This window comes from Streptomyces sp. 3MP-14 (assembly GCF_006334905.2).
GTDB lineage: Bacteria > Actinomycetota > Actinomycetes > Streptomycetales > Streptomycetaceae > Streptomyces > Streptomyces triticirhizae.
This window is the reverse complement of the sequence record NZ_VDLZ02000005.1, coordinates 351,862-377,457: the sequence shown is the minus strand read 5'-3', so window position 1 is coordinate 377,457 and position 25,596 is coordinate 351,862. Positions and strand designations below refer to the sequence as shown.

At 74.5% G+C, this 25,596-nt stretch carries 22 protein-coding genes and 1 pseudogene; 12 read left to right on the top strand and 11 right to left on the bottom strand.

Annotation, left to right across the window (positions count from 1 at the left end; translation table 11 throughout):
- Positions 1-117: 117 nt before the first annotated feature.
- Together FH609_RS10325 and FH609_RS10320 are read left to right on the top strand one after the other, a co-directional pair.
- A complete protein-coding gene (locus tag FH609_RS10325) occupies positions 118-1,572 on the top strand; it encodes a hypothetical protein (RefSeq protein WP_139666777.1) in 1,455 nt (484 codons plus the stop codon).
- A 70-nt stretch (positions 1,573-1,642) separates the two neighbouring features.
- On the top strand, positions 1,643-2,512 hold the full coding sequence (locus FH609_RS10320) for an inositol monophosphatase family protein (protein WP_405378877.1): 870 nt from the start codon (positions 1,643-1,645) through the stop codon (positions 2,510-2,512).
- Positions 2,513-2,572: 60 nt separating this feature from the next.
- Here FH609_RS10320 and FH609_RS10315 read toward each other — a convergent pair whose 3' ends face one another.
- Positions 2,573-3,199: a GNAT family N-acetyltransferase gene (locus FH609_RS10315; RefSeq protein ID WP_139666779.1), complete on the bottom strand. Its 627-nt coding sequence runs from the start codon at positions 3,197-3,199 to the stop codon at positions 2,573-2,575.
- A gap of 153 nt (positions 3,200-3,352) precedes the next feature.
- Here FH609_RS10315 and FH609_RS10310 point away from each other — a divergent pair, with 153 nt between their 5' ends.
- Together FH609_RS10310 and FH609_RS10305 are read left to right on the top strand one after the other, a co-directional pair.
- A complete protein-coding gene (locus tag FH609_RS10310) occupies positions 3,353-4,768 on the top strand; it encodes a phytoene desaturase family protein (RefSeq protein ID WP_405378880.1) in 1,416 nt (471 codons plus the stop codon).
- 156 nt (positions 4,769-4,924) lie between these two features.
- Complete coding sequence (locus FH609_RS10305) at positions 4,925-6,088, top strand: glycerate kinase (protein ID WP_139666781.1); 1,164 nt, start codon at positions 4,925-4,927, stop codon at positions 6,086-6,088.
- 642 nt (positions 6,089-6,730) lie between these two features.
- Here the strand turns inward: FH609_RS10305 and FH609_RS10300 are convergent.
- The 3 genes from FH609_RS10300 to FH609_RS10290 all read right to left on the bottom strand — a co-directional run bounded on the left by FH609_RS10300 (position 6,731) and on the right by FH609_RS10290 (position 9,278).
- Entirely contained in the window at positions 6,731-7,429 is a 699-nt protein-coding gene (locus FH609_RS10300; RefSeq protein WP_139666782.1) for a GNAT family N-acetyltransferase, read from the bottom strand.
- 131 nt (positions 7,430-7,560) lie between these two features.
- Positions 7,561-8,133, bottom strand: coding sequence for a hypothetical protein (locus FH609_RS10295; RefSeq protein WP_139666783.1), 573 nt, complete (start codon positions 8,131-8,133; stop codon positions 7,561-7,563).
- Complete coding sequence (locus FH609_RS10290) at positions 8,130-9,278, bottom strand: ROK family glucokinase (protein ID WP_139666784.1); 1,149 nt, start codon at positions 9,276-9,278, stop codon at positions 8,130-8,132. Before FH609_RS10290 ends, FH609_RS10295 begins: the two co-directional genes overlap by 4 nt.
- 469 nt (positions 9,279-9,747) lie before the next feature.
- Here FH609_RS10290 and FH609_RS32405 point away from each other — a divergent pair, with 469 nt between their 5' ends.
- The 4 genes and pseudogenes from FH609_RS32405 (at position 9,748) to FH609_RS10270 (ending at position 12,462) form a co-directional block, all read left to right on the top strand.
- A complete protein-coding gene (locus FH609_RS32405; protein WP_139666785.1) occupies positions 9,748-9,906 on the top strand; it encodes a helix-turn-helix domain-containing protein in 159 nt (52 codons plus the stop codon).
- Positions 9,855-10,163, top strand: a pseudogene (locus tag FH609_RS10280) (zinc ribbon domain-containing protein); the annotation flags it as partial. The gene FH609_RS32405 and the pseudogene FH609_RS10280, both read left to right, overlap by 52 nt.
- Positions 10,164-10,246: 83 nt before the next feature.
- Entirely contained in the window at positions 10,247-11,266 is a 1,020-nt protein-coding gene (locus tag FH609_RS10275; protein ID WP_139666786.1) for a LacI family DNA-binding transcriptional regulator, read from the top strand.
- Positions 11,263-12,462, top strand: coding sequence for an amidase family protein (locus FH609_RS10270; RefSeq protein ID WP_139666787.1), 1,200 nt, complete (start codon positions 11,263-11,265; stop codon positions 12,460-12,462). Before FH609_RS10275 ends, FH609_RS10270 begins: the two co-directional genes overlap by 4 nt.
- A gap of 14 nt (positions 12,463-12,476) precedes the next feature.
- Here FH609_RS10270 and FH609_RS10265 read toward each other — a convergent pair whose 3' ends face one another.
- Complete coding sequence (locus tag FH609_RS10265; RefSeq protein ID WP_226961542.1) at positions 12,477-13,682, bottom strand: non-reducing end alpha-L-arabinofuranosidase family hydrolase; 1,206 nt, start codon at positions 13,680-13,682, stop codon at positions 12,477-12,479.
- A gap of 287 nt (positions 13,683-13,969) precedes the next feature.
- On the opposite strand from FH609_RS10265, the gene FH609_RS10260 reads away from it, so the two are divergent.
- Complete coding sequence (locus FH609_RS10260) at positions 13,970-15,175, top strand: UDP-N-acetylglucosamine--N-acetylmuramyl-(pentapeptide) pyrophosphoryl-undecaprenol N-acetylglucosamine transferase (protein WP_139666788.1); 1,206 nt, start codon at positions 13,970-13,972, stop codon at positions 15,173-15,175.
- Between the two features lie 157 nt (positions 15,176-15,332).
- Here the strand turns inward: FH609_RS10260 and FH609_RS10255 are convergent, their stop codons facing one another.
- The 3 genes from FH609_RS10255 to rfbB are packed head-to-tail and all read right to left on the bottom strand — an operon-like array spanning position 15,333 to position 18,503.
- A complete protein-coding gene (locus tag FH609_RS10255) occupies positions 15,333-16,475 on the bottom strand; it encodes a DegT/DnrJ/EryC1/StrS family aminotransferase (protein WP_139666789.1) in 1,143 nt (380 codons plus the stop codon).
- Positions 16,472-17,482, bottom strand: coding sequence for an ATP-grasp domain-containing protein (locus FH609_RS10250; RefSeq protein ID WP_226961541.1), 1,011 nt, complete (start codon positions 17,480-17,482; stop codon positions 16,472-16,474). The genes FH609_RS10255 and FH609_RS10250 overlap by 4 nt, the downstream gene beginning before the upstream one ends.
- Positions 17,472-18,503 carry a dTDP-glucose 4,6-dehydratase gene (gene rfbB / locus FH609_RS10245; protein ID WP_139666790.1) on the bottom strand — a complete coding sequence of 344 codons (1,032 nt, stop codon included), beginning with the start codon at positions 18,501-18,503 and terminating at the stop codon, positions 17,472-17,474. Before rfbB ends, FH609_RS10250 begins: the two co-directional genes overlap by 11 nt.
- Before the next feature lie 449 nt (positions 18,504-18,952).
- On the opposite strand from rfbB, the gene FH609_RS10240 reads away from it, so the two are divergent.
- On the top strand, positions 18,953-20,116 hold the full coding sequence (locus FH609_RS10240; RefSeq protein WP_226961540.1) for an XRE family transcriptional regulator: 1,164 nt from the start codon (positions 18,953-18,955) through the stop codon (positions 20,114-20,116).
- Positions 20,117-20,300: 184 nt separating this feature from the next.
- Here the strand turns inward: FH609_RS10240 and FH609_RS10235 are convergent, their stop codons facing one another.
- The 3 genes from FH609_RS10235 to allB form a co-directional block, all read right to left on the bottom strand.
- Positions 20,301-20,753 (bottom strand): ribonuclease, encoded by a 453-nt coding sequence (locus FH609_RS10235; RefSeq protein ID WP_226961539.1) that lies wholly within the window; start codon positions 20,751-20,753, stop codon positions 20,301-20,303.
- Positions 20,754-21,268: 515 nt separating this feature from the next.
- Positions 21,269-22,495, bottom strand: coding sequence for an allantoicase (gene alc, locus FH609_RS10230; RefSeq protein ID WP_139666791.1), 1,227 nt, complete (start codon positions 22,493-22,495; stop codon positions 21,269-21,271).
- A 7-nt stretch (positions 22,496-22,502) separates the two neighbouring features.
- Complete coding sequence (gene allB / locus FH609_RS10225; protein ID WP_139667018.1) at positions 22,503-23,879, bottom strand: allantoinase AllB; 1,377 nt, start codon at positions 23,877-23,879, stop codon at positions 22,503-22,505.
- Between the two features lie 242 nt (positions 23,880-24,121).
- Between allB and FH609_RS10220 the strand changes: the two genes are divergently transcribed.
- Positions 24,122-24,913, top strand: a complete 792-nt coding sequence (locus FH609_RS10220; RefSeq protein WP_139666792.1) for an IclR family transcriptional regulator — start codon at positions 24,122-24,124, stop codon at positions 24,911-24,913.
- Between the two features lie 68 nt (positions 24,914-24,981).
- On the top strand, positions 24,982-25,596 hold the full coding sequence (locus FH609_RS10215) for an NTP transferase domain-containing protein (RefSeq protein ID WP_226961538.1): 615 nt from the start codon (positions 24,982-24,984) through the stop codon (positions 25,594-25,596).

Below are 25,596 nucleotides of genomic sequence, written 5' to 3'. Positions count from 1 at the left end.
CCGGCGCACAGGCCGGAGCGCGCCGTCAACGCACGCCGGGCGGCGCGCACGGGCCGAAAACGTTCTGTAGCCCGTTGGAAACAAGACCCGTAACACGGCTTGGATTCAGTACAGGCCATGCCTGATGTGCGCATGATGGAACGCGAGTGGACCGATCGTCTGGCGGCGTTCACCTCGGAACTGCGAGCCCTGGCCGAGGCCCTGGACCCCTCGGCCGGCTGGTTCGCTGCCTTCGGCCGGCGGAACGGCGGCGAGTTGGCGACCTGGCTGTCGGGCGCGGCGCTGCCGCCCTGGGACGCGGTGGCGGACCTGGTGCAGGATCTGGCGGTGCTCAGGGGGAACGTCGAGGCCGAGCGGGTGGCCGGCCGGTTGCGGTCGCGCTATCACGCCGCCGTGCTGGCCAGGGACGCGCTGCCCGGGGGGCGGGAGGCGCTGGCCGCCCTGCTGGCCGAGTTGGACCGGGCGGCAGGCGAACTGGAGGGCAGGCTGCGGATGTTGGCGCACGCCGGGGAGTCCGCGCGCCGGGCGGGGCAGGCGGCGGAGGCGGAACGGCTGGGCACGCTGGCCGAGTGGGCGAGGGACGATCAGGAGCGCGTGCTGAGTCGTCGCTCCGAGGCGCACGCCCGGCTCGCGGCCATCGATGCACGCCCCTCGCCCGTGCGGGGCACGAGGGCGACGCCCGCGCATGGCGCGGCGGCGGCGCCGGCCGCGCCCGTCGAGGCGGCCGAGGCGACCCCGGCGCCCGAGGCCGACGCGGCGCGGAAGGGCGAGGCGGCGCGGAAGGGTGAGGCGGCGCGGAAGGGTGAGGCGGGGGCGCCCGCCGCGTCCGCGCGCCGGCGCGACAAGCCGGCGCGTCGACGGGGCGGCGCGCGTTTCGCGGGCATCGAGCCCGTCGAGCCCGAGGAGGAACGCCCGACGTCGGCGACCACCGCACCCGTCCCGCCGCCGGCCACCGTTCTCGCCGCGCCCTCGCCGCCGCCCAGCGGGTCCCGGTTCGCCGGCGCCCTGCGCGACCACCGCCCGACCCTGGCGGAACGGGTGACCGTCGGGGATCTGGAGGAGGCCGCCCGCACGGCGGGCCGGCTGCGCGAGCTGCGCGCCCACGGGCACAACGGCGCCGCGCACGGCGTGCTGTCCGAGGTCGTCGGCGGTCCTGCCGTTCGACTGCCGCTGCTGCTGGCCGAGTTGGAGCGGGCCGGGCTCGGCTCCGAGAAGACGACACTGCTGTGGGAGGCGGCCTCGCTGCCGCCGGGCCCGCTCGCGGCGGCGGCCGAGGCGTTGAGCCTCGCCGGGCGCACCGGGGACTGCGGGCAACTGCTGCGGCAGGGCGCGGCCCGGCCGGCCGCCGAGGTGGGCTCGGTCGCCGCCGAACTGCGCGCCTGTGGCCTGGGCGAGGAGGCGGTGACGCTGCTGCGGGCGCTGGTCCAGGCCCGCACGGCGGAGGAGGCGGTGCAGGCGGCCACCCCGGCGCCGGATGTGCTGGTGCCGATCCTGCTGGCGGCGGCGCGCGAGGTCTCGCCCCGGCACCACTGGGCCGTCACCAGCGAGCTGCGGCGCGCCGGCGTGGCCTGATCCACCGGTCCCCGGGCGGCTGCCAGGGGGCGGACCCGGCGGGCGGACGAGCCCGTGGTTCGATGGGCGGGTGGACGGACGGGTGGATGAGAAGCTGCTGGTGGAGCGGGTCACGGAGGCGGTCACGCGGGTCGCGGCGCGGGAGATCCTGCCGCGCTGGCGGCAGTTGGCGTCCCACGAGGTGACGGAGAAGACGGGCCCGCACGACCTGGTGACGGTGGCCGACCAGGAGGCCGAACGGCACCTGACCGCCGAGCTGACCGAGCTGCTGCCCGGCTCCGTGGTGGTGGGTGAGGAGGCGGTCCACGAGGACCCGGCCCGCTACGCGGCACTGGGCCGCGAGGCGCCGGTGTGGATCGTGGACCCGGTCGACGGAACCCGCCCGTTCGTGCGCGGCGAGGCCGGCTTCTGCACGCTGGTGGCACTGGCCCACCGGGGTGAGCTGCTGGGCTCGTGGACCCATGCGCCGGCGACGGGGCAGTTCGCCCACGCCTGGCGTGGGGGTGGCGCCTGGCTGGACGGCGAACGGCTGACCGCCGGCTCGCCCGAGCCCGGCGCGCCGCTGCGGGTGGCCCACTCGCACCCCGACTACACCACCCCCGACCAGAAGCGCGCGCTGGCCGCGCTGTGGACGGACGGGGTGGCGCCGCGCCCCTGCGGGGCGGCAGGGCTGGAGTATCTGGCCATCGCGCGCGGCGCGTTGGACGCGCTCGCCTTCACCTGGGAACTCGCCTGGGACCACGCCGCCGGGCTGCTGCTGGTCGAGGAGGCCGGCGGGGCGCAGGCGACGCGGGACGGGACGGCGTTCCGGCTGGCCGGCGGCAACGCCATGCCGTTCACGGCGGCCAGGGACCGGCCGACGGCCGACCGGCTGCTGGCGCTCTTCCGCGCCGGGCGCGGGGAGGACCGTGCGCGGCCCGAGGGCCCGGTCGTCGGCTGAGCGGCCGGTCGTCGGCTGAGCGGCCGGTCGTCGGCTGAAGTGCCGGCCCCGGGGGCGGCCTCAGCCGGCCGGGGTGAGCGGCTGGCTGAACCGGCGGCAGACATAGACCCGTCGGAAGCGGGTCCTCATCTCCTCCTCCCTCGCCAGGGGCGCGTGGCTGAAGACCCCGATCGGGTTCAGCCCGGCGCCCGGCCGTTCCACGGCCCGGCCCGGCTCGCCCTCGTCCGCGTAGGCGTCCGCGAAGACGTGCAGATAGTGGTCGCTCTCGACAAAGCCGGTGGCCCGGTACCAGGCCAGGCTCTCGGGCTGGTCCCTGGTCCAGGCGTCCAGGGTGGTGGCGCCGGCGGCGCGGGCCCTGACGGCGGCCTCGGCCAGCAGGGCCCGGCCGATGCCGCGCCGCTGGTGGTCGGGGTGGACGGCGATGGTCTCGATGGTGGCCAGCTCTCCGTCCACGGCCAGGTCCAGGCAGCCCACCACCACTCCGGCCGAGCCCTGACCGCCGGCGTCGGCGTCGACGTCGGCATTGACGTCGGCGTCGGCGGCGACCAGCGAGCAGCCGGGCGCGGCCATCGCCGGCTTGGCGGGCAGCACGTTGTCGTAGTACGGCGTGCCCAGGAAGGACAGCACCCGACACCGCAGCCAGGACGCCTCGTCCTCCGGTCGGTAGTCGCGCAGGGAGAACTCCATACCCACCAGCCTCCACGCCCCGCGCGGCCCGGCAACTGATTATCCGTCTATGCGAGTTGACCTGGACGCGGAGCGTGGTCGGCGGCGGCGTATCCTCGGGGTGCTGGTCCGCCTGTCGCTCACCGTTGAGGGGAGAGCCGTACGTTGCCTGCGTTGCGTGACGTGGTCGTGGTGGGGGCCGGGCCGAACGGGCTGACGGCCGCCGTGGAGCTGGCGCGGCGCGGCATGTCGGTCGCGCTCTTCGAGGCGAAGGAGACCGTCGGCGGGGGCGCGCGGACCGAGGAGCTGACCCTGCCGGGCTTCCGCCACGACCCGTGCTCCGCCGTCCACCCGATGGGCGCCGGCTCGCCGGCCTTCAACGCCATGCCGCTGGCGCGGTACGGGCTGGAGTGGGTGCAGCCCGAACTGCCGCTGGCGCACCCCTTTCCCGACGGCTCGGCCGCCGTGCTCGCCCGGGCGGTCGGCGAGACGGCCGCCAGCCTGGGCCCGCGCGACGCCGCCGCCTACCGGAAGCTGCTGGCGCCGTATCTGGGCCGGTGGGAGACGCTGGTGGGCGACTTCCTGAAGGTGCCCTGGGACGGGCTGCCGCGCGATCCGGTGCTGCTGGCGCGGTTCGGGCTGACCGGGATGCGGCCGGTGTCCTGGGTGGCCAGGCGGTTCGCGGACGACCGGGCCAGGGCGTTGTTGACCGGTCTTGCCGCGCATGTGATCGCGCCGACCTCCACCCCGGCGACGGGCGCCGTCGCGCTCGTCTTCGCGCTCGCGGCCCACGAGGTGGGCTGGCCGATCGCCCGGGGCGGGTCGCAGTCCATCGCCGACGCGCTCGCCGGCTATCTGCGTGACCTCGGCGGCGAGATCCACACCGGGGTGGAGGTGCGGCGGCTGGACGAGCTGCCGCCGGCCCGCGCCTATGTCTTCGACACCTCGCCCACCGCGCTGGCCAGGATCGCCGGACTGGGCCGCGCCTACCGGGACTTCCGGTACGGGGCCGCCGCGTTCAAGATCGACTACGCGCTGGACGGGCCGGTGCCCTGGACGGCGCCCGAGGCGCGCCGCGCCGGCTCGGTCCATCTGGGCTCCGGCAGCGCGGAGATCACCCGCGCCCTGGACGACGCGGCGCGGCGCGGCCGGGCCCCCGAGGTGCCGTTCCTGGTCACGTCGCAGCCGACGCTCTTCGACCCGAGCCGCGCGCCCGAGGGCAAGCACGTCTACTGGGCCTACGGCCATGTGCCCAACGGCTGGGAGGGCGACCTGACCGAGGCGATCGAGCGGCAGATCGAGCGCTTCGCGCCCGGCTTCCGCGATCTGGTGCTGGCCAGGGCCGTCGCCGGGCCGCCCGAACTGGCGCGGCGGAACGCCAACTACGTGGGCGGCGACATCGCCTGCGGCGCGTTCGCCGGGACGCAGACCATGTTCCGGCCGAGGATCGGGCCGCGCCCCTACAGCACCGCGCACCCGGCGGTCTTCCTCTGCTCCTCGGCGACCTGGCCGGCCCCCGGCGTGCACGGGATGTCGGGGCACAACGCGGCCAAGGCCGTCTGGCGTCGGCTGCGCGCGACCGGCTCCTGAGGGTCCCGAGGGCCCGGGCGGACGGCCCGCGCGGCGGCGCCCGTCGCCCGCCCGGGGCTCAACGGGTGTGACGGGCACGGCACTCGGGGGCCGTGGTGGTCGGCGACGGCGGCGGATAGGGTCCGTGTTCGACCGCAACGACCACAGGGACCTCAGATGACGCAGAGCGGGCGCGTGTTGATCGCCGCCGACAAGTTCAAGGGCTCGCTGACGGCCGCCGAGGTGGCCGAGCATGTCGCGGCCGGCATCCGCCGGGCGCGCCCGGGCACGTCGGTGGTGTCCCTGCCGGTCGCCGACGGCGGGGACGGCACCGTGGACGCGGCGGTCGCCGGCGGTTTCGAGCCGGTGGAGGTCGAGGTCACCGGCCCGCTCGGGCTGCCGGTCGCCGCGCGCTTCGCGCTGCGCGGGGAGACCGCCGTGGTGGAGATGGCGCAGGCGTCCGGGCTGGTGCTGCTCCCGCAGCGGAGCTTCGCGCCGATGACGGCGACCACCTATGGCACCGGCGAGTTGATCGCGGCCGCGCTGGACGCGGGGGCCTCCCGGGTGATCCTGGGCGTCGGCGGCTCGGCCACCACCGACGGCGGGGCCGGGATGCTGACGGCGCTGGGCGCGACCCTCCTGGACGAGGACGGCGACCCGCTCCCCTGGGGCGGCGGGCCGCTGCGGGAGCTGGCGAGCGCGGACCTGTCGGGGCTCGATCCCCGGCTGAAGGACACCGAGTTCGTCCTGGCCAGCGATGTCGACAACCCGCTCACCGGGCCCACCGGGGCGGCCAGCGTCTACGGCCCCCAGAAGGGCGCCGACCCGCTGGAGGTCGAGGTCCTGGACGGCGCGCTCGCGCACTTCGCCGAGGTGTTGGAGCGCACCGAGGGCGAACGCGTCGCCGAACTCGCCGAAGCCCCGGGCGCCGGGGCGGCCGGCGGCATCGGCTTCGGCGCGCTGCTCGGACTGAACGCCACCTTCCGGCCGGGCATCGAGGTGCTGCTGGAGGTGCTGGGCTTCGCCGAGGCGCTCGCCGAGGCCGATCTGGTGATCACCGGCGAGGGCTCGTTGGACGAGCAGACGCTGCGCGGCAAGGCGCCCGCCGGCGTGGCCGCCAGGGCCCGCGCGGCCGGCAAGCGGGTGCTCGCGGTCTGCGGCCGGCTGTCCCTGGACGCCGAGACCCTGGCCGGGGCGGGCATCGAGGCCGCCTACCCGTTGACGGCGCTGGAGCCCAACCCGCGCCGCTCCATCGACAACGCGGGCCCGCTGCTGGAGCGCGTCGCCGCCCGGCTCGCCGAGGAGCACCTCGACGGCGCGCCCGCCGATGGCGGCGCCTGAGCGCCCACCGGCCGGCCCGCCGGAGCGCGGCCGGGGTGACGGGCCGGTCGGCCCACGACCCCCGCCGGCCTGGCAAGACCGGCGCCGCGACGGGCCGTTGGGCTCCTCGGGACCGTGGGGCCGGCGGCGCGGCGGCCAGAGGTCCGACACGGGCGCCGCCCAGCCATAGGCCCCGAACGCCCCGGCCAGTGTCGCCGCCGTCCACCACGTGACGCACGCCGCGAGCAGGGCCCAGGCCGTGCCGGCCGCCAGCAGGAGCAGCAGCGGCGCCGCCAGGGCCACGACGTCCCGGTGCCGCACCACCTGGCGAAGCCCCGGCCGGCGCTCCGGCCCCGGCGCGCCACCGCGCCCGGCCCGTGCCGTCGGCGCCGGCGTGACCCACCGCACCGCGCGCCCGGCCGTTCGCCGCCGCGCGCGCCCCCGCCCGGCGGACCTCGCCCCCGTTGCGCCCTGCCTGTTCATCGCTCCCCTCCCCGACCCCGGAACGCCCGAGGTCCTTCCGCAGCCGATGCCCCACCGCTCAGCCTTGGACCACACCGTAACCGCCCCCACTGACAATCGCCCCGACGCCGGCCCGGAACGTCGGACCGCCGTTACGTCGGAACGCCATAACGCCGGAACGTCGGAACGCCCCGGACGAGTTCAGCCCGCCGCCGGCCCGTCCACCACCAACAGGGCCTCCCCGCCCACCGGTCGGAACCCGGCGGCCTGGAAGGCGCGGACGCTGCGCGCGTTCCCCGGCGGCTGCTGCGACCACAACAGTTCGCCCTCGGGCAGGAGTTGCCGGCCGGCCAGGGCCAACGCCCGCCCCAGGCCCCGTCCCCTGGCGTCCTCGTCGACCTCGATCGCGATCTCCCAGCGCCCGGCGACGCCCCGCCCCAGCACCAGCACCCCGCCGTCCGTCGTCCACACCCGCACCGCGTCGCGGAACCTCCGCGCCCGCACCACGCGGGGATGGTCGGTCTCGATGATCTCGGTCAGCGGCACCTCGGGCCGCCCCGGCAGGGCGGGCGCGACGGTCAACATATCGACAATGTTGACGCGGCGCCCGGTTTCGGCGCCCAATGCGACGAGAAACGCCGGGCCCAGCGGCGCGGCCAGCTGGTCGGGCGAGGCGGCCAGCAGCGCCTTCCGCACCCACCCCGGCTCCACGTCGGCGAAGATCACCGCGTGCGCGCTCATCCCCAACACGCCCGCGTCGCGCGGCCCTGGCTGCGGGAGCACCGTGAACCCGCCGTCCGCCGGCGGGAACTCGCCCCGGGCCGCCGCCCGCAGCACCTCGGCCAGCGCGCCGGCGCCGTGCGGGGTCACGCCGTCGCCGACGTACTGAAGTGTGGACATCGTCCGGCCGCCCTTCTCACCGGCCGAACCCCCGGGCCCGGCCGTCTCGTCGACGCCCCATGATCCCCGGCGCCCCGCGCCCCGTCCCACCCGGCCCCGGAACCCAACGCTCACCGCCCGAGCCGCCCGGCTCAGGGCTCGGTCGTGGAGACCGCGTAGACGCGCGGCCTTTCCTCCCTAGTGAGGTCGACCGTGATCGCCACCTCTGGCTCCTGCTCCGACTGCCGCACGATGGTCCCCGCGTAGATCCGCCCCGGCTCGTCGAAGGCCCAGCCGACGGTCTCGGCCTGGCGCGTCGGGATGGTCACCGTGCCCTCGACCAGACCGCCCCTGCTGGTGCCCAACTCCTCAAGGAAGCCGCTGAGTTGGCTCGGCGAGCAGCGGAACTCCACATACATGGTGCTGCTGTCCCAGGAGTTGGTCTCGAAGTGGCCGACATAGGCCGAGCCGCCCGGGATGGGGATGTCGTAGATGCGGCGCTGCACCTTGCTGGGCCACTCGTAGACCAGGGTGCGCGCCGAGGCGGCCCTCGCCTTGTCCTCGCCGCTGTCCCGGCTCTGGTAGGCGGACAGCACCATGTACCCGGCGGGGATGGCGATCAGCAGCAGCACCGTCAGCGCCACCAGCCAGCGGTGGCGCGGCCGGTGCGGCGGCCTGCGCGGCACGTCCGAGGTGCCGCCCGGGGTGCTCAACGTGGTCGTCACTGCTCACCCGCCCAACCGCGCGGGGTGAGCCGCAGGTCGAAGCCGGGGCGGTGTGCCCGCTCGGCGCGACGGCGGTTCGCCCGGCGGAAGCGGCGCGCGACCAGCCGCGCGAGGTCGGCGGCGCCGACCATGCCCGCGTCGGCCCCCAGCGCGGCCCGCACGATGGTGGCCTCCGGGCGGTACCCGCGCCCGGTCAGCTGGCGGCGGAACGCCTCCCTGGCCGGGCCGATCAGCAGCTCGTCGGCGTCGCTGACCCCGCCGCCGATCACAAACCGCGCCGAGTCCAGCGCGGCGGCCAGGTTGGCGATGCCCACACCCAGCCAACGGCCGATGTCCTGGAGGAGTTCCACGCACATCGGGTCGCCCTCGCGGGCAAGCTCCGTGATCAACGGGCCGGTGATGTCCCCGATCTGCCCCTTCACCCGGTCCAGGATGTGGTGGGCCACCGGGGAGTCGGCGGCCGCCAGCTCGCGCGCCTCCCTGACCAACGCGTTCCCCGAGCTGTACTGCTCCCAGCAGCCGCGGTTCCCGCAGGGGCAGCGGTGTCCGTCGGGCACGACCTGCATGTGGCCGAACTCGCCGGCGACGCCGTACGCGCCCCGCTTGACCTTGCCGGCCTCCAGTATCCCGCCGCCGATGCCGGTGCCCAGCGTGATCATCACCAGGTGGTCGGCGCCCCGGCCGGCGCCGAAGCGCCACTCGCCCCAGGCGGCCGTGTTGGCGTCGTTGTCCACCATGATCGGCACCGCCAGGCGCGCGGCCAGCGCCTCGCGCAACGGCTCGTTGCGCCACGCGAGATGGGGCGCGAACAGCACCGTGGCGCGGTCGGCGTCCACCCAGCCGGCGGCGCCGACGCCCACCGCGTGCACGTCGTGCCGGTCGGACAGGTCCAACACCAGCTCCGCGATGGTGTCCTCGACCACCTTGGGGCTCTTGGACTTGTCCGGCGTCTCGGTGCGCACCCGCTCCAGGATGGTGCCGTCGGCGTCCACCACGCCCGCCATCACCTTGGTGCCGCCGATGTCGATGCCCACGGTCGGCACCCGGGGCGCGGAGAGATGTGAGGAGCGCTCGCGACTGGCGATGGCGCGCAGGACCGATGCCCGCGCCGTCTGGCGGTGCGCACGCTCACGGTAGGTACTCATCGGCTCGATTGTGCCCTACCCCGCCGACGGGTGGCGGGCTGCCCACCGGCTGGCGGCGGGCCGCCGAAGCCCGTGGAACGCCCGGGTGTCCGGGCGACGGACGGCCGGGAAAGCGGCGGGGAACGGCGGGCGACGCACCCCCCGAACGGTACCCGCGCCGGCGCGGGGGGTGTGCGCGCCGGCGCGCGGCCGGCACGCCGGGGCGACGGCCGGGTCCGGCGGGGTGGGGGCCGGCCCCGGCGGGGTGGGGGCCGGCCCCGGCGGGGTGGGGGCGGCCGATTGGCCTGGTGGCGGACCGGGGATCATCCGGGGGGTCTCCTTCGTGGATACCCCCGGCTTCGGCCGGGGGAGGAATCGAAGCTCCTGCGGAGCGGGGCAGGGAAAGCCGGGTCACCGCCAGGGCGGACCGGCGTCCACCATCCACCGGACAAAAGCCGCCGAGCACGCGGAAGTTGCTACGGTGTGAGGCATGACGCGGCAGGTCAGGCGGGCTTTTCGATACCGCTTCTACCCCACGAGCGAGCAGGCGGCGGAGCTGTCGCGCAAGGCGAAGGGCTCGGCCAACCGAGCGAACCGCGCTCCAGGCTGGAGTACAAGGCCGCGTGGTACGGGCGGGAACTCGTCGTGATCGACCGCTACTTCCCCAGCTCCAAGCTGTGCGGGGCCTGCGGCACGGTCGCGGAGAAGCTGCCGCAGAACATCCGCACATGGACGTGTGAATGCGGCACTGCGCATGACCGTGATGGGAACGCGGCGAAGAACCTTCTGGCCGCCGGGCTGGCGGCGGCTGCCTGTGGAGACCGTGTAAGACCGCAACGGGAGTCCTCCCGGACGGGGCAGTCGTCGACGAAGCGGGAAACCCAGCGGGCGGCCACTGGAATCCCCGCCGCCAGGCGGGGGAGGAAGTCAATGCGGGAGCCGTGCCGAGCGCCCCGCTCCGGCGCGGGGGCCGGTCGCGAGGAGGTCCGTTGAAACGCCCGACCATGCAGGACATCGCCCATCGGGCGGGGGTCACCAAGGCCGCCGTCTCCTTCGCCCTCAACGGTCGCCCCGGGGTGTCGGAGACCACCAGGGGACGGATTCTGGCCATCGCCGAGGAGTTGGGCTGGCAGCCGAGCAGCGCGGCGCGGGCCCTGTCGGACGGTCGGGCGGGCGCGTTCGGCATGGTCATCGACCGCCCGGCGCACACGCTGGGCCTTGAGCCCTTCTTCATGCAGCTGATCTCCGGCATCCAGGCCGAACTGGCGACGGACACCACGCCGTTGCTGCTGACCATGGCCGAGGACCAAGCCGCCGAGATCGCGCTCTACCGCTCGTGGTGGGCGCGCCGGGCGGTGGACGGGGTGTTCCTCGTCGACCTCCAGGTGGCGGACGCGCGGGTGCCGGTGCTGGAGCAGCTGGGGATGCCGACGGTGGTGATCGGGGCCCCGGTGGGAACCGGGCGGCTGCCGGCGGTGTGGAGCGACGACGCGGCGGCGGTGACCACGGCGGTCATCCACCTGGCCGACCTGGGCCACCGCCGGCTGGCGCGGGTCTCCGGCCCGAACCGGCTGCGGCACACCTCGGTGCGGACGGCCGCCTTCGAACGGGTGACGGCCGAACTCGGCCTGGGCGGGCGGACCCTGGAGGCCGACTACAGCGGCGAGGGCGGCGCGGCGGCGACCCGGGAGCTGCTCGACCGGGAACGCCCGCCGACGGCGATCATCTACGACAACGACGTGATGGCGCTCTCCGGGGTGGCGGCGGCCCAGAACCTCGGGCTGCGGGTGCCCACCGACCTCTCCGTGGTGGCCTGGGACGACTCGGCGCTGTGCGAGTTGGTCAACCCGCCCCTGACGGCGCTCCGTCGCGACATCGGGGGCTATGGTGCGCGGGCGGCGCGCCGGCTGCGGGCGGCGGCCGGCGGGGAACGCCCGGGTGACCTCCAGGACACCGCGCCCTCGCTGACGCTGCGCGGCTCCACCGCACCGCCGCCGCCGGAGAGTTGACGCGGGACGCGCGGCGCGCGCTCCCGGCGTACCCGGCGCTGTCGGCGCGGGCGGTGGCCGCCGGCGTGCGCGCCGGTCGGCTGTCGGCGGTGGCCGTCGTCGAGGCGGCGCTGCGGCGCATCGCCGAGGTCGACGGGGAGCTGCGGGCGTTCTCCGCCGTCTGGCCGGAGGCGGCGCTGGCGCGGGCGGCCGAGGTGGACGCGGCGGTGCGGGCGGACGCGGCGATGCGGACGGACGCGGCGGTGCGGGTCGGCGTCCGACTGCCGCTGGCCGGCGTGCCGTTGGCGGTCAAGGACACGGAGGGCACGGACTCCTGGCAGAGCCGGCGGCTGCTGGCGGCCGGCTGTGTGCCGGTGGGCGCGACGGCGACGCCGGGGCCCGGCACGCCCTGGCGCACCTGGGGGCGGACGGAGCGCGGGGTGACCCGCAACCCGTGGCTGCCGGACCGTTCCCCCGGCGGCTCATCGGCCGGCTCGGCGGTGGCGGTGGCCGCCGGGATGGTGCCGTTGGCCACCGGGAGCGACGGCGCCGGCTCGGTGCGCATCCCGGCGGCGTGGTGCGGGGTGGTCGGGCTGAAGCCGACCAACGGGCGGGTGCCGGCCCGGGATCGGGCCGGGCTGAACGTGGGCGGGCCGCTGGTGCGGCACCCGGCGGACGCGGCGGCCTGGCTGGACGCGGTGGCGGGGCCCGCGCCCGGGCCCGTGGCCGGGCCACCGGGTCCGGTGCGGGTGGCGTGGTCGGCCGACCTGGGCTTCGCCGCGACAACGCCCGAGGTCGCGGCGGTGGCGGAGCGCGCGCTGGCGCGCTGGGCGGCGGGCGGGCGGCTGGTGCGGGTCGCGCACCGGGTGCGGCTGGCCGACCCGGCGCCGGTCTGGGCCGCGCTGCGCGCCGGCGAGCCGGCCGAACAGGACCTGAACGACGCCGCGTTGGCCGAGACGTTCGCCGTCGCCGAGCTGTTGGCGACGCCGACCACGCCCGGGCCCCCGCATGGACACGAGGGGCCGGGCGAGGCGCTGTCGCCCGCGTTGACCTGGGCGTTCAACCTCAGCGGGCATCCCGCGACCAGCCTGCCCGCCGGCCGCACCCGGCGCGGCGAGCCGGTGGGCCTCCAACTCGTGGCCCGCCACGGCCGGGAACGGTGGCTGCTGGCGCTCGCCGCCACGGCGCCGCCGACCCGGCCGGGTCGCCCGGCCTGATCGGCGGCCCCCGCTCAGCAGACCGGGTTGTCCAGCGTCAACAGGCCGAGCCGCCACGGCAGTTGCGAGTACTCACCCTCGGCGGCCGGGTCCAACCCCTGATAGAGGTAGGTCAGATCGCAGGGGTTGACGGTCAGCATCTGGTCCACGCCGTCCCGCAGCAGCTCGCCATGGCTGAAGTCCTGGGTCCAGGCGGGCTGCCCGTCGGCGAAGGAGACGTTGTGGGAACGGGCGAACGGCTCCGCCTCGCTGTCGGCCAGCGGGGTCCACTCGCCGTCCAGGCTGTCGGAGGTCCAGGCGCGGAAGTACCGCCGCCAGTCGGACTCGACCGCCAGCGCCTCCACGATCATCAGATAGCCGCCTGAGTCGCCGAGCCGGTAGACGTTGCTGGCCTCGAAGAGCCGAAACCGGTCCGCGTCCTCCAGCACGATCGCGGTGTCGTCGAAGCCCTCGGGGAACTCGGCGACGGTCGTCTGCGAGCGGTACATGTGGCCGTTGCCGTCGGAGAAGAAGAGATAGCAGTCGGTCGCGTCGCAGATGGTCCAGAAGTCCAGCCAGCCGCCCTCGCCCTTGTTCTCGGTGACGATCGGCGGCTCCTCCTCGAAGAAGAGGCGGGGCTCGGTCCAGGTCTCCGGGCGGCTCGGGTCGGTGGTCGTGGAGTAGGCCGGCGGGCCGGTCTGGAAGACCATGTACCAGAGGTCCTGCGGCTCGAAGTAGAAGACCTGGGGCGCGGCGGCGTACCGGCCGCCGATGGCCGGGTTGGTGTCCAGGAAGTACTGCTCGGCCTCGTCGGCCCCCGACCAGTCGGCGAAGCTGGTGTGGGCCAGGCTCCACTCGCCGTCGGTGTTGGCGACGGTCGCGTAGACCTGCCACTCGTCGTTGTGCCGGATGACCGTCGGGTCCTTGATCGAGACGATGTCGTGGGCCTCGTCCGGGTGCGGCGAGAGCAGTGGCCCGCTCGACGTCCACGCGAACCGCTCGGGGAGCGGGACCTCGGCCGGGTCGAACGCGTCGGCCGGGTCGAACGCGTCGGCCGGGTCGGGCGTTTCGGCAGCGTCGGGCACTTCGGCGGGGTCGGTCGGTCGCGCGTCCCGGGAGGCGCCGGTCGTGGGGGGTGGGTCCGGCGGCGGCACGGCCGCGCTCTGCGAGACGGCGGTGACGGTCACCACCAGCCCCGCCAGCAGGGCGCCCAGCCGGGCGCGGGTGTGGGGGGTAGCCATGTCGTTCCCTTACCCGGTTAAGCGACGCCGGACGCCTGTGGGGCACCCCAACGGCCGTCGCGCGCAGGGGAGTTGCGGCGCGCGCCCGGGAGTTGCGGCGCCGGGACCGGTGGGGGGCGGTCCCGGCGCCGCCCACCCCACACCACGCTGTCCGGGATGTGAGGGCCTCGCCCACAGTGACGGGCTGGTGCCGCTCTGGACTCGGCGCAGCACACGCTCCTGCTATCGTCCGCTCCCCATGCCGCACGGTCGGCGCACCATCCGGCCTCCCAGACAGGACACGCCTCGTGAGCAGCCACGACGCCCACCCCTCGACCGCCCCCGACCGGGCCTTCCGACTGATCGTCACCGGCGGTGGCACCGGAGGGCACACCTACCCCGCCCTCACCGCCGTGCGCGCGTTGACCGCCCGACTCGCGACTGCCGGAGATCCGTTGGACGTCCTGTGGGTTGGTACGGCCAACAGCCTGGAGTCACGGGTCGCCGCAGCAGAGGGCATCCGCTTCGCCTCCGTGGCCACGGGCAAGATCCGCCGCGCCAGCAATCCGCTCAGGATGCTCTCCCCCGCCAACGTCAAGGACATGGGCCGCGTTCCCCTCGGCGTGGCGCAAGCCCGGAAACTGGTCAACCAGCACCGCCCGGACGTCGTCCTGGCCACCGGCGGATATGTCGCCGTGCCCGTCGGCCTGGCCACCAGGCTCTGTAAGCGCCCCCTCGTCGTCCACGAACAGACCGTGCGCCTCGGCCTGGCCAATCGCACCCTCGCCGGCCGCGCCACCCGCATCGCCGTCTCCTCCGAGTCCACCCTGCCCCTTCTCCCGGAGCAGGCGCGCGCCCGCGCCGTCGTCACGGGCAACCCCGTCCGCCCCGAAGTCCTCACCGGCCGGCCCGACATGGCCGTCGCGGCCATGGGCCTGACCGGCTTCGCCTCCCACCTGCCCACCGTCTACGTGACCGGCGGAGCCCAGGGCTCACAGCAGATCAACACCCTGGTGCGCGAAAGCCTGCCCTGGCTGCTGACCCAGGCCAATGTGATCCACCAGTGCGGCCCGGCCAACGTCGACGAACTCCGCCAACAGACGGCCGTGCTGCCCTCTGAGCTGGCCGGCCGCTTCCTGCTCACCGGATACGTTGGCGCCGAACTCCCCGACGTCCTCGCGCTGGCCGACATCGTCGTCTCCCGCAGCGGAGCCGGCACCATCGCCGAACTCACCGCCCTCGGCAAGGCCGCCGTCCTCGTCCCTCTGGCCACCTCGGCCGGCAACGAGCAGGCCCACAACGCGCGCCACCTCCAACAGGCCGGCGCCGCCGTCGCCCTGACCGACGAGCCCACTCCCGACACCCTCCGGGCGGCCCTCACCCCGCTCCTGACCGACCCAGCCCGCCGCACCGCGATGGCCGCCGCGGCCCGAACCCACGGCCGCCCCGACGCCGCCGAACGCCTCGTCGACCTTCTCCTCGAAGCTTCCGCCTCCGATGGCAGTGACGGATAACCACGCAGGGAGGAACCCGTCGTCCAGGCTTTCGGGATGACGGCATGGACCGGGCACGTAGCCCGTAGAGTCAACGCATGGTGGAAGACCATTTCTGGCTGCCGGACCGTCACGGCTCCCGGAAGGAACCACCACGCCCAACCCGGGAACCCGTCGACTAGCGTTTGATCCTCGACAGTGCGCGTTCCAGCATCTCCACCACCCGGAGCGCTGCTCGTTCCCCCATCGCCGGGTGGAACGGAAGGCTGAGGATTTCCCGAGCTGTCCGCTCGGTCGCCGGAAGGGGCCGATGCCAGGGAGCGAAGGCGGGTTGCAGGTGGTTGGGTGGGTAGTGGACGCCCACGCCGATGTTCCAGGACCGCATGAATGCGTGCACCCCGTCCCGCTCGGGTACGCGCACCACGCAGTTGAAGGGCACGGAGTGGACGACATCAACGTCCACGAGTCCCACGCCGTCCACTTCGGCCAGCCGGGTGGCGTAGGCGCGCCACAGTGCCTTGCGTGCCTCCTCGACCGTTGCGAACCGCCGGAGCTGGACCCTCCCGACGGCGGCGTGGACCGAGGACAGGGTTGCCCGGAGTCCACGGTCGGTGACGCTGTAGCTGGTGGTGCGGATGCGCTCGCTCTGGGGCTGCGCGATGCCCAGGGTGCGCAACCGCCGGGCTCGCAGGCCCTCTTGGGGGTGCCGTGGGACCACGGCACCCCCCTCGACACTGGTGAGGTTCTTGATCGGGCCAAAGCTGAAGCAGGTCAGAACGCCGGTGTTCCCCACGCGCCGCTCCTTGGCACGGGAGCCGAAGGCGTGGGCCGCGTCCTCCACGACGACGATGCCTCGGTCGTCGAGTTCGTCACGCACCTCGGCCAGGTCGACGGCTCGGCCTCCATAGAGGACCGGGAGCACGACCCTGGTTGCGGGAGTGAGCGCCTCCCGGACCGTGTCGGCGTCGACGCACAGGCTGTCCGGGCTGATGTCGGCGAACCGCGGCGTCGCTCCGCACGCGCGGACGGCCCGCACCGTGGCGCAGAAGGTCTGCGAGGGGACCACGACCTCGTCGCCGGGCCCTACCCCGGCCAGCAGAAGGGCGATCTCCAGCGCGGCGGTCCCGGAAGAGACCGCCACCACGTCGGATACCCCCAGAAACGAGGCCAGTTCACCCTCGAAGGCCTCCGTCACCTCGCCATGACCGTACTGTCCGTCGCGCAACGCCTGCGCCACCGCGTCGAACTCAGGACCGTGCAGGAAGGGGCGCGCGTTTCTGCCCACCTCACTGGACTGCGGAAACCATGCGGATGCTGTCATGCCCTGGGCCTCCCCTTGGCGAGGGTCGCGGCGTCGCCGCTGGCCAGGGTCTCGACGTACTTGGTGAGTTGGACTCCGGACCGGTAGCCCAGGCGGGTGTGATCAACCGCCGCGCCGAACAGGCCGTTCAGGGCCTGACCCACCAGATCCGCCCCCGCCGCCTCGCTGAGCGGGAAGGCGCCGGCGACACGGGCGTTCATCTCGGTGATGACCACCTGCGCCTCACCCCCGGGAATCTCGCGACGGAAACCCTGGACGCAGCACGGCCCCACCATCCCGACAGCGGCAAGGACCTCCTTCACCCGGAGGGCAACCGCCTCGTCGTGGAAGGTCGTGCTGACCATGGACAGCCCGTTGCGCACCAACAGCCGACGGCGCAGGATCGCCGAGGCGCGTCCTGCGTCATCGACCAGGCAGTCTGCGGTGAACTCCTCCCCGACGACGTGTTCCTGGACGATGGGGTCGGTCACCAGTTCACAGAGGACCCGCGCCTGTCCTGGGGTGTTGCAGTAGTACACGTCCTTCGCTCCCTGGCCCCGACGTGGCTTCACCACCAGGGCCATGTCGCCGGGCAGTTCGGCAAGCTGGTGGGGAAGGAAGGTGTTCGGCGTGGGAAGGCCGTGTCGCACCAGCACGGAATGGAAGACGGCCTTGTCGAGGCAGGCGGTCACCGCCCCCGTGCTGGGCAGCCACGTCCGCACGCCGAGCGCCGTCAGCTTGGGACACAACCTCAGCAGATGCGGCAGCTCAGCCTCGACAGTCGACAGCAGGGCGTCGGCCTCGAACTCCGTGCAGAGCGTGAGGAGTTGCGTCGGGTAGTCAGGATGGTCCGCCGGCGGGACCACGCGCGCTGCCAAGGGAAGGAGCAGACCGGATGCCAGCGGATCCGAGTCGGTGCCGATGACGGTGCATCCCCGGCGCATCAGGCTTCGGGCCAGATCGAAACCGGGCGCCCCGCCTACCCCGGTGACCACGACACGTGGGACCAGCGGGCGTTCACCGGGCATGGCCGGCTCCCTCCCCTGGCTGCGGGGCCAGAGCAACCTCGGGCCGGCTGGCGCGCGGATTGCGCAGCAGCGGGGCCCAGCGGTCCGGGTTGCGGCGGTACCAGTCCACCGTCTGCGCCAGCCCTTCCCGCAGGTCCCACGTGGGTCGGTACCCCAACTGCTCGGCGGTCTTCGACCATTCCATCGCGTAGCGGATGTCGTTGGCCTGCCTGTCGGGGACGTAGGTGACGCGCTCCCAGTCGGCCCCGAGCATGTCGAGGAGGTGTGCCGTCAGCTCCACGTTGGTCAGGTCCGTACCGCCGCCGATGTTGTAGACCTCGCCCGGGATTCCGCGTCGGAGGACCAGTTCGACGCCCTGGCAGTTGTCCTCGACGTGGAGCCAGTTGCGGACGTGCTGTCCCTCCCCGTGCAGCGTCACGCTCCTTCCCTTGAGGAGGCTGGTGACGAAGAGCGGGATGATCTTCTCCGGGTGCTGGGCGGGGCCATAGTTGTTCGAGGAACGGGTCACACACACCGGGACGCCGTAGGTCCGCTGATACGAGAGAGCGACCAGGTCACTGCCGGCCTTCGACGCGGCGTACGGCACGGTGGGCCGCAACGGGTCGTCCTCCCGTGCGCTGCCCGAGAGCTGCGGTCCGTAGACCTCGTCGGTGGAGACGTGCACGAACTTCTCGACTCCGAACCGCAGGGCCGCACGGAGGAGAACATGCGTGCCAAGGATGTTCGTGGTCAGAAAGGCCCCGGCCTGGAAGAAGCTCCGATCCACATGGGATTCGGCGGCGAAGTGCACGATCGCGGTGTGCTGTCGCACCAACGCGTCGACCAGCTGGCCGTCCAGGATGTTGCCCTCGACGAAGGTGAGCGACTCGGACAGCATCGCCTCACCGAGGTTCTCGAGGTGCCCGGCATAGGTGAGCGCGTCGAGGACCGTTACTCGCTCGATGTCCTCCGCCGCCAGGAGACGTTTGACGAAGTGCGACCCGATGAATCCTGCCCCGCCCGTGACAAGGACTTTCTCCATGAGTTCCCCTCCCCTTCCGGGAGCAGTGCCGCGCCCGACCGACATGGGCGGACGCTCGTCATGTCTCCAGGACAGCAGCGCGGTACGCGGCCCGGACAGTCGGCACAGCGGTGGACAGGGTGGGTCGGGTGCGGCACTGACGCGGCACCGCCGCACCACCGGGTGTAGCTACACCTGCCTGTGCGTGCCCGCCCCTGCCGCGCTCACGACGCCCGGAGTACCGTTCCTGAGGAGGCCGACCCGCAGCAGGGGGAACCGTGGATCACCGAACCCAGCCGGTCGCACTCCGCACTCACCTCGCCAACCTCGGATGGGGCGCTGAACAGCTGATCGCCCGTATCAACGAGTTACGGGCACGACGTGGCTCGCCTCCGCTCCACCGGAAGTCGGCATATCCGTGGGTGCGAGGCGAACGTCCCAGTGCCGAGGCCGAGAGTGATGTCCTCACCGTGCTCTCGCACTTCACCGGGAACCGCATCACCGCAGCCGATCTCGGCTGGCACGGACCGCGCCAGCGCAAGCGCGCCCGAGCGCTGGACAACCCGTACGGAGCGACGGCCACCGACCTGCTCCGGGAATCCCAGGGGGACCAACCGATGCACCGCCGTTCCTTCGTTCAACTTTCCGGAGCCGTCCTCACCGCCCCTGCCCTCGATCTTCTCGTCGCCGGAGCACCCGCACTGCGCGCGGCGGAGAACGGCGACCGGGTCTCGCCCCAACTGACCGACACGATCGAGCAGGCGGTGCGTCAGGCGCGGGCCTTGGACGACAGCGAGGGCAGCGCGTCCACTCTGCTATGGGCCGGCGGAATCTGGCAGAACCTGGGCAAGCTCCTCACGGAGAGCCGCTATCGGGACAGCGAGGGTGTGCGCCTGCACACCGCCTACATCGAACTGTCCGAAAGCTACGGCTGGATGCTCTTCGACGCGGGGTATCACCCACAAGCCCAGCGGGTCTACCAGACCGGGCTGCGCCTCGCGCGAGAGGCCCTGGACGCGCCCAGCGTGCACCATGCGACGGTCAACCTCCTTGCCTCGGCGGCCTACCAGGAGGCCTGGCTGGGACAGTACCGAGAGGCCACGACGCTCCTGGACGTCGCCGTGAACCGCAGGCCCGGTGCGATGACTGCCCGCCTCCGCGCTGTGGTGGACATGCGACGCATCGCGCTCGCCGGGCAGCAGGGCGACCTCGAGGCGCTCCACCGCGCCGACGGCCAATCCCGCTTCCACCTGGCCGCCGCCGGGGAAGACGAACCATGGTGGACGCTGTGGCTCACACCCACGTCGATCAACGCCCAGACCGGCCGAGCACTTCTCGCCGCCCACCAACCGGAGCAGGCGGAGCCCTACCTCTCCCAACGCGGCCCGGACGACGACGCACGCTACCCGCGCGATCGGATGCTGTTCGCCAGCGAGCTGGCCGACGCCCGTCTGCGAACAGGCGACATCACCGGAGCCACCGCCGCCGCGCGCCAAGCTCTCGAACTCGCCGAACACGTCGGCTCCCACCGCGTACACCGCCACCTCAACGGCGTCACCAACACGCTCCGCCAACGGCACGGGTCACATGAGAGTGTCAGAGAGCTACTGCCGGACAGGCCCGACGTCCGGTGACCTCGCACCGGCCCCGTGAGGGAAGGACGGAGCGGGCACACGGGCAGGCGGCGATCCGGCCGTGAGCGATGCGCGCAGGGGAGTTGCGGCGCCGGGACCGGTGGGGGGCGGTCCCGGCGCCGCCGTGGGGGGACGTGGTCTTCGGGCCGAGCCGGTCGGCGCCGGCTCGGCGGCGGCGGGTGGGTCAGCAGGCGTAGTCGATCAGGTCGAAGGACTCGTAGTGGTCGGCGGTGTAGTAGTCCTCCTGGTACGAGTCACCGGTCACGATCCGCCGGGCGCCCCGGTCGTCGCTGCCCGGCGTCTCCACGGTGTACTCGTGGTAGTAGCCGGTGGGTTGACTCGGCAGCAGGCCCTCGCGGTTGTAGAAGGTGCCGCCGTCCTGCGGGTAGGGGAACGGGCCGCCCTGCGCGATCAGGTCGAGCGTGTCGTGCGCCTGGGACGGCAGGTCGTCGTAGCAGATGTCGCCGACGGCCCACGGTTGGAGGGCGGTCGCGACGGCGGTGGGGGTGGGGGCAGGGGTCGGGTGCGGTGCGGCGGACGCGGCGCCCTGGCCGCCGGCCAGGACTGCCGCGAGGAGGACGCTCAGGGAGCCGGCACGGGCCGCCCTGGTCTTCCAGTGCGCGTGATTCATGCCCATGCCAATAGTGTGACGCGCGTAGCATGACGCGCGTCAACCTCATCTCGGGGATGTTTCCCAGGAGTTCACAGGACCAGCGCATGTGGTGTGACGGGAGCGGCCACGGTGGGTGGGGGTGCGGGTGGTGGTCGGCCGTGCAGAGGGGGTGGGTGGTGGGCGGGGTGGGTGGGGGTGGGGGTTGTCGGCCGTTCTGAGGGGTTGTCGGGGAGGTTGACTCGCCCGGTGTTCGTTGGGGGAGGTGTCGTCGTCGGCTCCCCGGCGGCCGAGGGGCGTCACCGCGAACGGAGTTCCGGTCCGCTCTCCCGCGCACGCGCCGTTCGGGACCGGCGAGCCTGGGCGGCTGCCGCCGAAGGGCGCCGAGCCGAGAGGCGTCACCGCGAACGAATCCGCCCGGCCGCTCCTTTGCCCGCACACGCGCCGTTCGTCGTTGGCGAGTTCGGGCGACTGCCGCTGGCGCGGCGCCGGGCCCGGGGGATTCCCCGTATGCGCGCTTCGGCGGGGCGCGTGCTCGCTCGTCAGTCGGGGCGGGGTGCGGTCCGGTGGTGGCGTTCGCGCAGGCGGCGCCAGCCGGGCTCGGTCGGGGAACCGTGCAGCCGCAGCCGGGCGACGCCGCCGTCGGGGAAGACGTCGAGCCGGGCGTGGGTGGCCGGCGGGGTGTCCTCGGGGAGGACGAAGCGGTGCACGGTGTCGGGCAGCAGCCGGGTGCGGGGCAGCGCCAGCCGCCACTCCCCCGGGCCGGGCGCGAGGCCGTCGCCGGCCCCGGGCCCGTGCCCCGCCCCGTTCTCCGCGTTGGCCAGGGCGAGTTCGGCCCAGCCGGGCGCGTTGCCCCGGTAGCAGCCGGTGTCGATCTCGACGGCGCGCACCACGCCCTCGGTGGCCAGCCGGTAGCGCAGCCAGTCGTGGCCGGCGTCGCGGCGGCGGCGGGTCTCCCAGCCCTCGTCCATGGTGCGGGGCCGGCCGGGCAGGATGGTGTGGATCGGCGGCGAGTAGAAGCGGTCGGAGGCGTCCTCGACCAGCCCGCCGTGGGCGAGCGCCACCAGGTCGAACGTGCCGAGCGCGGCCAGCCAGTCGAGGTCGGCCAGCGGCTCGCCGTGGGCGCGCAGCCGGGCGATGCCGCCGTCCGGATACTGGCTCAGCCGCAGGTGGGTGAAGCGCCCCGACGCGGCGCCGGACAGCGGGAAGGCGTGCGCGGCGTGGCCGCCGACCTCGGTGCGGGGCACCAGTTCGGTCCACGCGGTGGCCGGCGCGAAGAGCGTCTCGGGCCCCGGGGTGCCGGGGACGCGGGTGCCTTCGATCCGGACGGCGTGCGGGTGGTTGCCCCGGAAGTGGGCGGTGTCCACGACGAGGCCGTGCAGCAGCCCAGGCACGCCCAGGCGGATCAGCGCCCAGTCGTGTTCGTCGGCGGTCGGGTGCGGGTGGTCGGGGTGGACGCCCCGGCGGCGGCGGGTCTCCCAGCCGTCCATGACCTTGCCCTTGTGGCCGAAGGCCGCCGGGTCGAACCTGGCGGGTTCCGGGTTCAGCAGGTTCTCGCGCTCGGCGAAGAACTCGTCGCTGGCCGCCGTGACCGAGCCGCCCAGCCGCCGGTCGGCCAGGTCGGGCAGCCGGGTGAAGGGCAGCGTCGCCGGGTCGGGGGCGCGGTGGTCGGCGTAGGGGTCGCCGCCGGCGTAGGGGGCGGCCGGGCCGGTGAAGACGGTCGCGGCCGGAACGGCGGCCGCCCGGCCGGGCGTTGGGTCGGGGGTCACGGCGAACTCAGGTCCTTTCGATCAGCCGGCCGGTCGGTGGCGGCGCGGCGTCCTCGGCGTTCCCTCCCCGGGCGGCGGCCCCCTCCGCCTCGGTGTCCTCTCCCTCGGTGTCCTCTCCCACGATGCGGGTGCCGCGCAGCCACGTCGCGCGCACCACGCCCCGCAGGGTGCGGCCGGCGTAGGCGGTCACCGGGTTGCGGTGGTGGAGGGTGGCGGGGTCGACGGTGAACGTGGCCTCGGGGTCGAACACGGCGAGGTCGGCGTCGTGGCCGGGGGCGATGGCGCCCTTGTGGTGGAGGCCGGCGAGCCGGGCGGGGGCGGTGGCCATCCAGCGGGCGACGTCGGCCAGGCCGTGGCCGCGTTCGGCGGCGGCCGTCCAGACGGCGGACAGGCCGAGTTGCAACGAGGCGATGCCGCCCCAGGCGCGGCCGAAGTCGGGGACCTTGAGGTCGGCGGTGCAGGGCGAGTGGTCGGAGACGACGCAGTCGAGGGTGCCGTCGGCGAGGGCGGCCCACAGGGCGTCGCGGTTGGCGGCCTCCCTGATGGGCGGGCAGCACTTGAACTCGGTGGCGCCGTCCGGGACCTCCTCGGCGGTGAGGGTGAGGAAGTGCGGGCAGGTCTCGGCGGTGACGACGACGCCGGCGGCCCTGCCCTCGGCGATCAGCGACAGCGCGGAGGCGGCGGACAGGTGCAGGACGTGCACCCGGGCGCCGTGCCGGGCGGCCAGCTCCAACAGGCCGGCGATGGCGGCGTGTTCGGCGGCTGGCGGCCGGGAGGCCAGGAAGTCGGCGTAGTGGGGGCCGGTGGGCGCGGGCGCGGCGGAGAGCTGGGTCGGGTCCTCGGCGTGCACGATCAGCAGCCCGTCGAAGGCGGCGACCCCGGCCAGGGCCCGGCCCAGCCGCTCGGCGTCGAGCGGCGGGAACTCGTCGACGCCGGAGGGCGAGAGGAAGCACTTGAAGCCGAAGACGCCCGCGTCGTGGAGGGGGCGCAGCCGGTCGAGGTTGTCGGGCACGGCGCCGCCCCAGAAGCCGACGTCGACATGGACCCGGCCGCGCGCCGCCGCCCGTTTGGTGGCCAGCCGGTCGGGGCTGGTGGTGGGCGGCAGGCTGTTGAGCGGCATGTCCAGCAGGGTGGTGATGCCGCCGGCCGCGGCGGCCCTGGTGGCGCTGGGGAAGCCCTCCCAGTGGGCGCGGCCCGGGTCGTTGATGTGGACATGGGTGTCGACGAGTCCGGGCAGCAGGGCCGCCGTTCCGTGGTCCACGACGCGGGCGCCGGGCGGGGCGGGCGCGTCGCGCGGCAGCACGGCGGTGATCCGGCCGCCGGCGACCGCGACGGCGGCGGGGCGAACGCCGTCGGGGGTGACCACCCGGTCGGCGCGGAGCAGGAGTTCGGCGGCGGGGGCGGTCTCGGTCCTGGGCGTGGGGGCGGGCGTGGCGCCCTGCGAGGCTGGGGCATCGGTGCTGGTCAACCGGCCACCCTTCGGGGGTCGCTGACGACGGGGCGGCTTCAACGTTTTGTTGAAGTCGGGCAGCTTCGATGGTCGGCCGCCGGGGCCGGTCCGTCAAGGGCCGGTAGGCTTCCCGGTGACCGCTGCCCACCCCGTTCGTCCGCTGGAGGAAACGCGCCGTGTCGCCGTCCGACGTGCGTAGGTCCTCCGCCGGGGGCGGCGGGGTGCAGTCGCTGGAGCGGGCCTTCGCGCTGCTGGAGCTGATGGCCGACGCGGGCGGGGTGACCGGGCTGAGCGAGCTGGCGGCCCGCAGCGGGCTGCCGCTGCCGACCATTCACCGGCTGATGCGCACGCTGGTGGCCTGCGGCTATGTCCGTCAACAGGCCAACAGGCGCTATGCGTTGGGCCCCCGGCTGATCCGGCTGGGCGAGGCGGCGGCGCGCCCGCTGGCGACCTGGGCGCGGCCCTATCTGGCGCGGCTGGTGGCGGAGACCGGGGAGACCGCGAACATGGCGCTGCTCGACGGCGACGACGCGGTCTATGTGGCGCAGGTGCCGTCGCGGCACTCGATGCGGATGTTCACCGAGGTGGGCCGGCGGGTGCTGCCGCACTCCACGGGGGTGGGCAAGGCGCTGCTGTCCGGGCTGGCGGACGATGAGGTGCGGGCGCTGCTGCGGCGGACGGGAATGCCGGCGGCGACCGAGCGCACCATCACCACGCCGGACGCGTTCCTGCGGGCGCTGGACGAGGTGCGGGAGCGCGGGTACGCGGTGGACGACAACGAGCAGGAGATAGGCGTCCGTTGCATCGCGGTCGCGCTGCCGGAGGCGCCGACGGCCGCCGCGATATCGGTCTCGGGGCCGGCGGGGCGGCTGACGGACGAGGCGGTGGAGAAGCTGGCGCCGCTGCTGCGGGAGGTCGCGGCCGAGCTGGGCGCCGCGCTGGCCACCGCGCCGGAGGGCGAGGACTGACCGGCCCGGGCGGCGCGCCGGCACGGTGCGGCTTCCCGCGCCGACATACGGAACGGAGGCCGGTTGGCGTGGTGTCGGGTGTGGCGGGGGTGCTGCTGGCGGCCGGGGGTGGGCGGCGGCTCGGGGGGCGCGTGAAGGCGCTGCTGCGTCATCGAGGACTTCCGCTGGTGGAGTTGGCGGCCGGGGAGTTGCGTGGGGCCGGGTGCGCGCCGGTCGTGGTGGTGTTGGGCGCCGGCGCGGACGAGGTGGTGGCCGGCGCGCGGCTCGACGGGTGCCGGGTGGTGCGCAACCCGGCGTGGGAGTCGGGCCTGGGCTCCTCGCTGCGCGCCGGCCTGGCGGCGCTCGCCGCGCTGCCCGAGCCGCCGGCCGGCGCGCTGGTGGCGCTCGTGGACCAGCCGTGGGTGGGCGCGGCCGCGATGGCCAGGGTCGCGGGGGCGCTGCGTTCCCCCGAGACCCTGGCGGCGGCCGCCTACGGTGGCGAGCGCGGCCATCCGGTGCTGTTCGGCGCCGCGCACCTCGCCGCCGTGGCGGACGGCGCGCGGGGCGACCGGGGGGCGCGCGACTATCTGCGGGAGCGCGCGGACCGGCTCACGCTGGTGGAGTGTGGGGACGTGGCCAGCCCGCAGGACATCGACCAACCCGCCGACCTGGCACGGCTGTCCGGACCGCCACCCCATCGTTGA

Excerpts from the sequence above, each read along its gene's own strand:
- FH609_RS10235 (WP_226961539.1), bottom strand. The coding sequence starts at position 20,753 with ATGGGCATGAATCACGCGCACTGGAAGACCAGGGCGGCCCGTGCCGGC.
- FH609_RS10300 (WP_139666782.1), bottom strand. The coding sequence starts at position 7,429 with ATGTCCACACTTCAGTACGTCGGCGACGGCGTGACCCCGCACGGCGCC.
- FH609_RS10265 (WP_226961542.1), bottom strand. The coding sequence starts at position 13,682 with ATGGCTACCCCCCACACCCGCGCCCGGCTGGGCGCCCTGCTGGCGGGG.
- FH609_RS10255 (WP_139666789.1), bottom strand. The coding sequence starts at position 16,475 with ATGACAGCATCCGCATGGTTTCCGCAGTCCAGTGAGGTGGGCAGAAAC.
- rfbB (WP_139666790.1), bottom strand. The coding sequence starts at position 18,503 with ATGGAGAAAGTCCTTGTCACGGGCGGGGCAGGATTCATCGGGTCGCAC.
- FH609_RS10315 (WP_139666779.1), bottom strand. The coding sequence starts at position 3,199 with ATGGAGTTCTCCCTGCGCGACTACCGACCGGAGGACGAGGCGTCCTGG.
- FH609_RS10250 (WP_226961541.1), bottom strand. The coding sequence starts at position 17,482 with ATGCCCGGTGAACGCCCGCTGGTCCCACGTGTCGTGGTCACCGGGGTA.
- FH609_RS10305 (WP_139666781.1), top strand. The coding sequence starts at position 4,925 with ATGACGCAGAGCGGGCGCGTGTTGATCGCCGCCGACAAGTTCAAGGGC.
- FH609_RS10325 (WP_139666777.1), top strand. The coding sequence starts at position 118 with ATGCCTGATGTGCGCATGATGGAACGCGAGTGGACCGATCGTCTGGCG.
- FH609_RS10290 (WP_139666784.1), bottom strand. The coding sequence starts at position 9,278 with ATGAGTACCTACCGTGAGCGTGCGCACCGCCAGACGGCGCGGGCATCG.
- FH609_RS32405 (WP_139666785.1), top strand. The coding sequence starts at position 9,748 with ATGACGCGGCAGGTCAGGCGGGCTTTTCGATACCGCTTCTACCCCACG.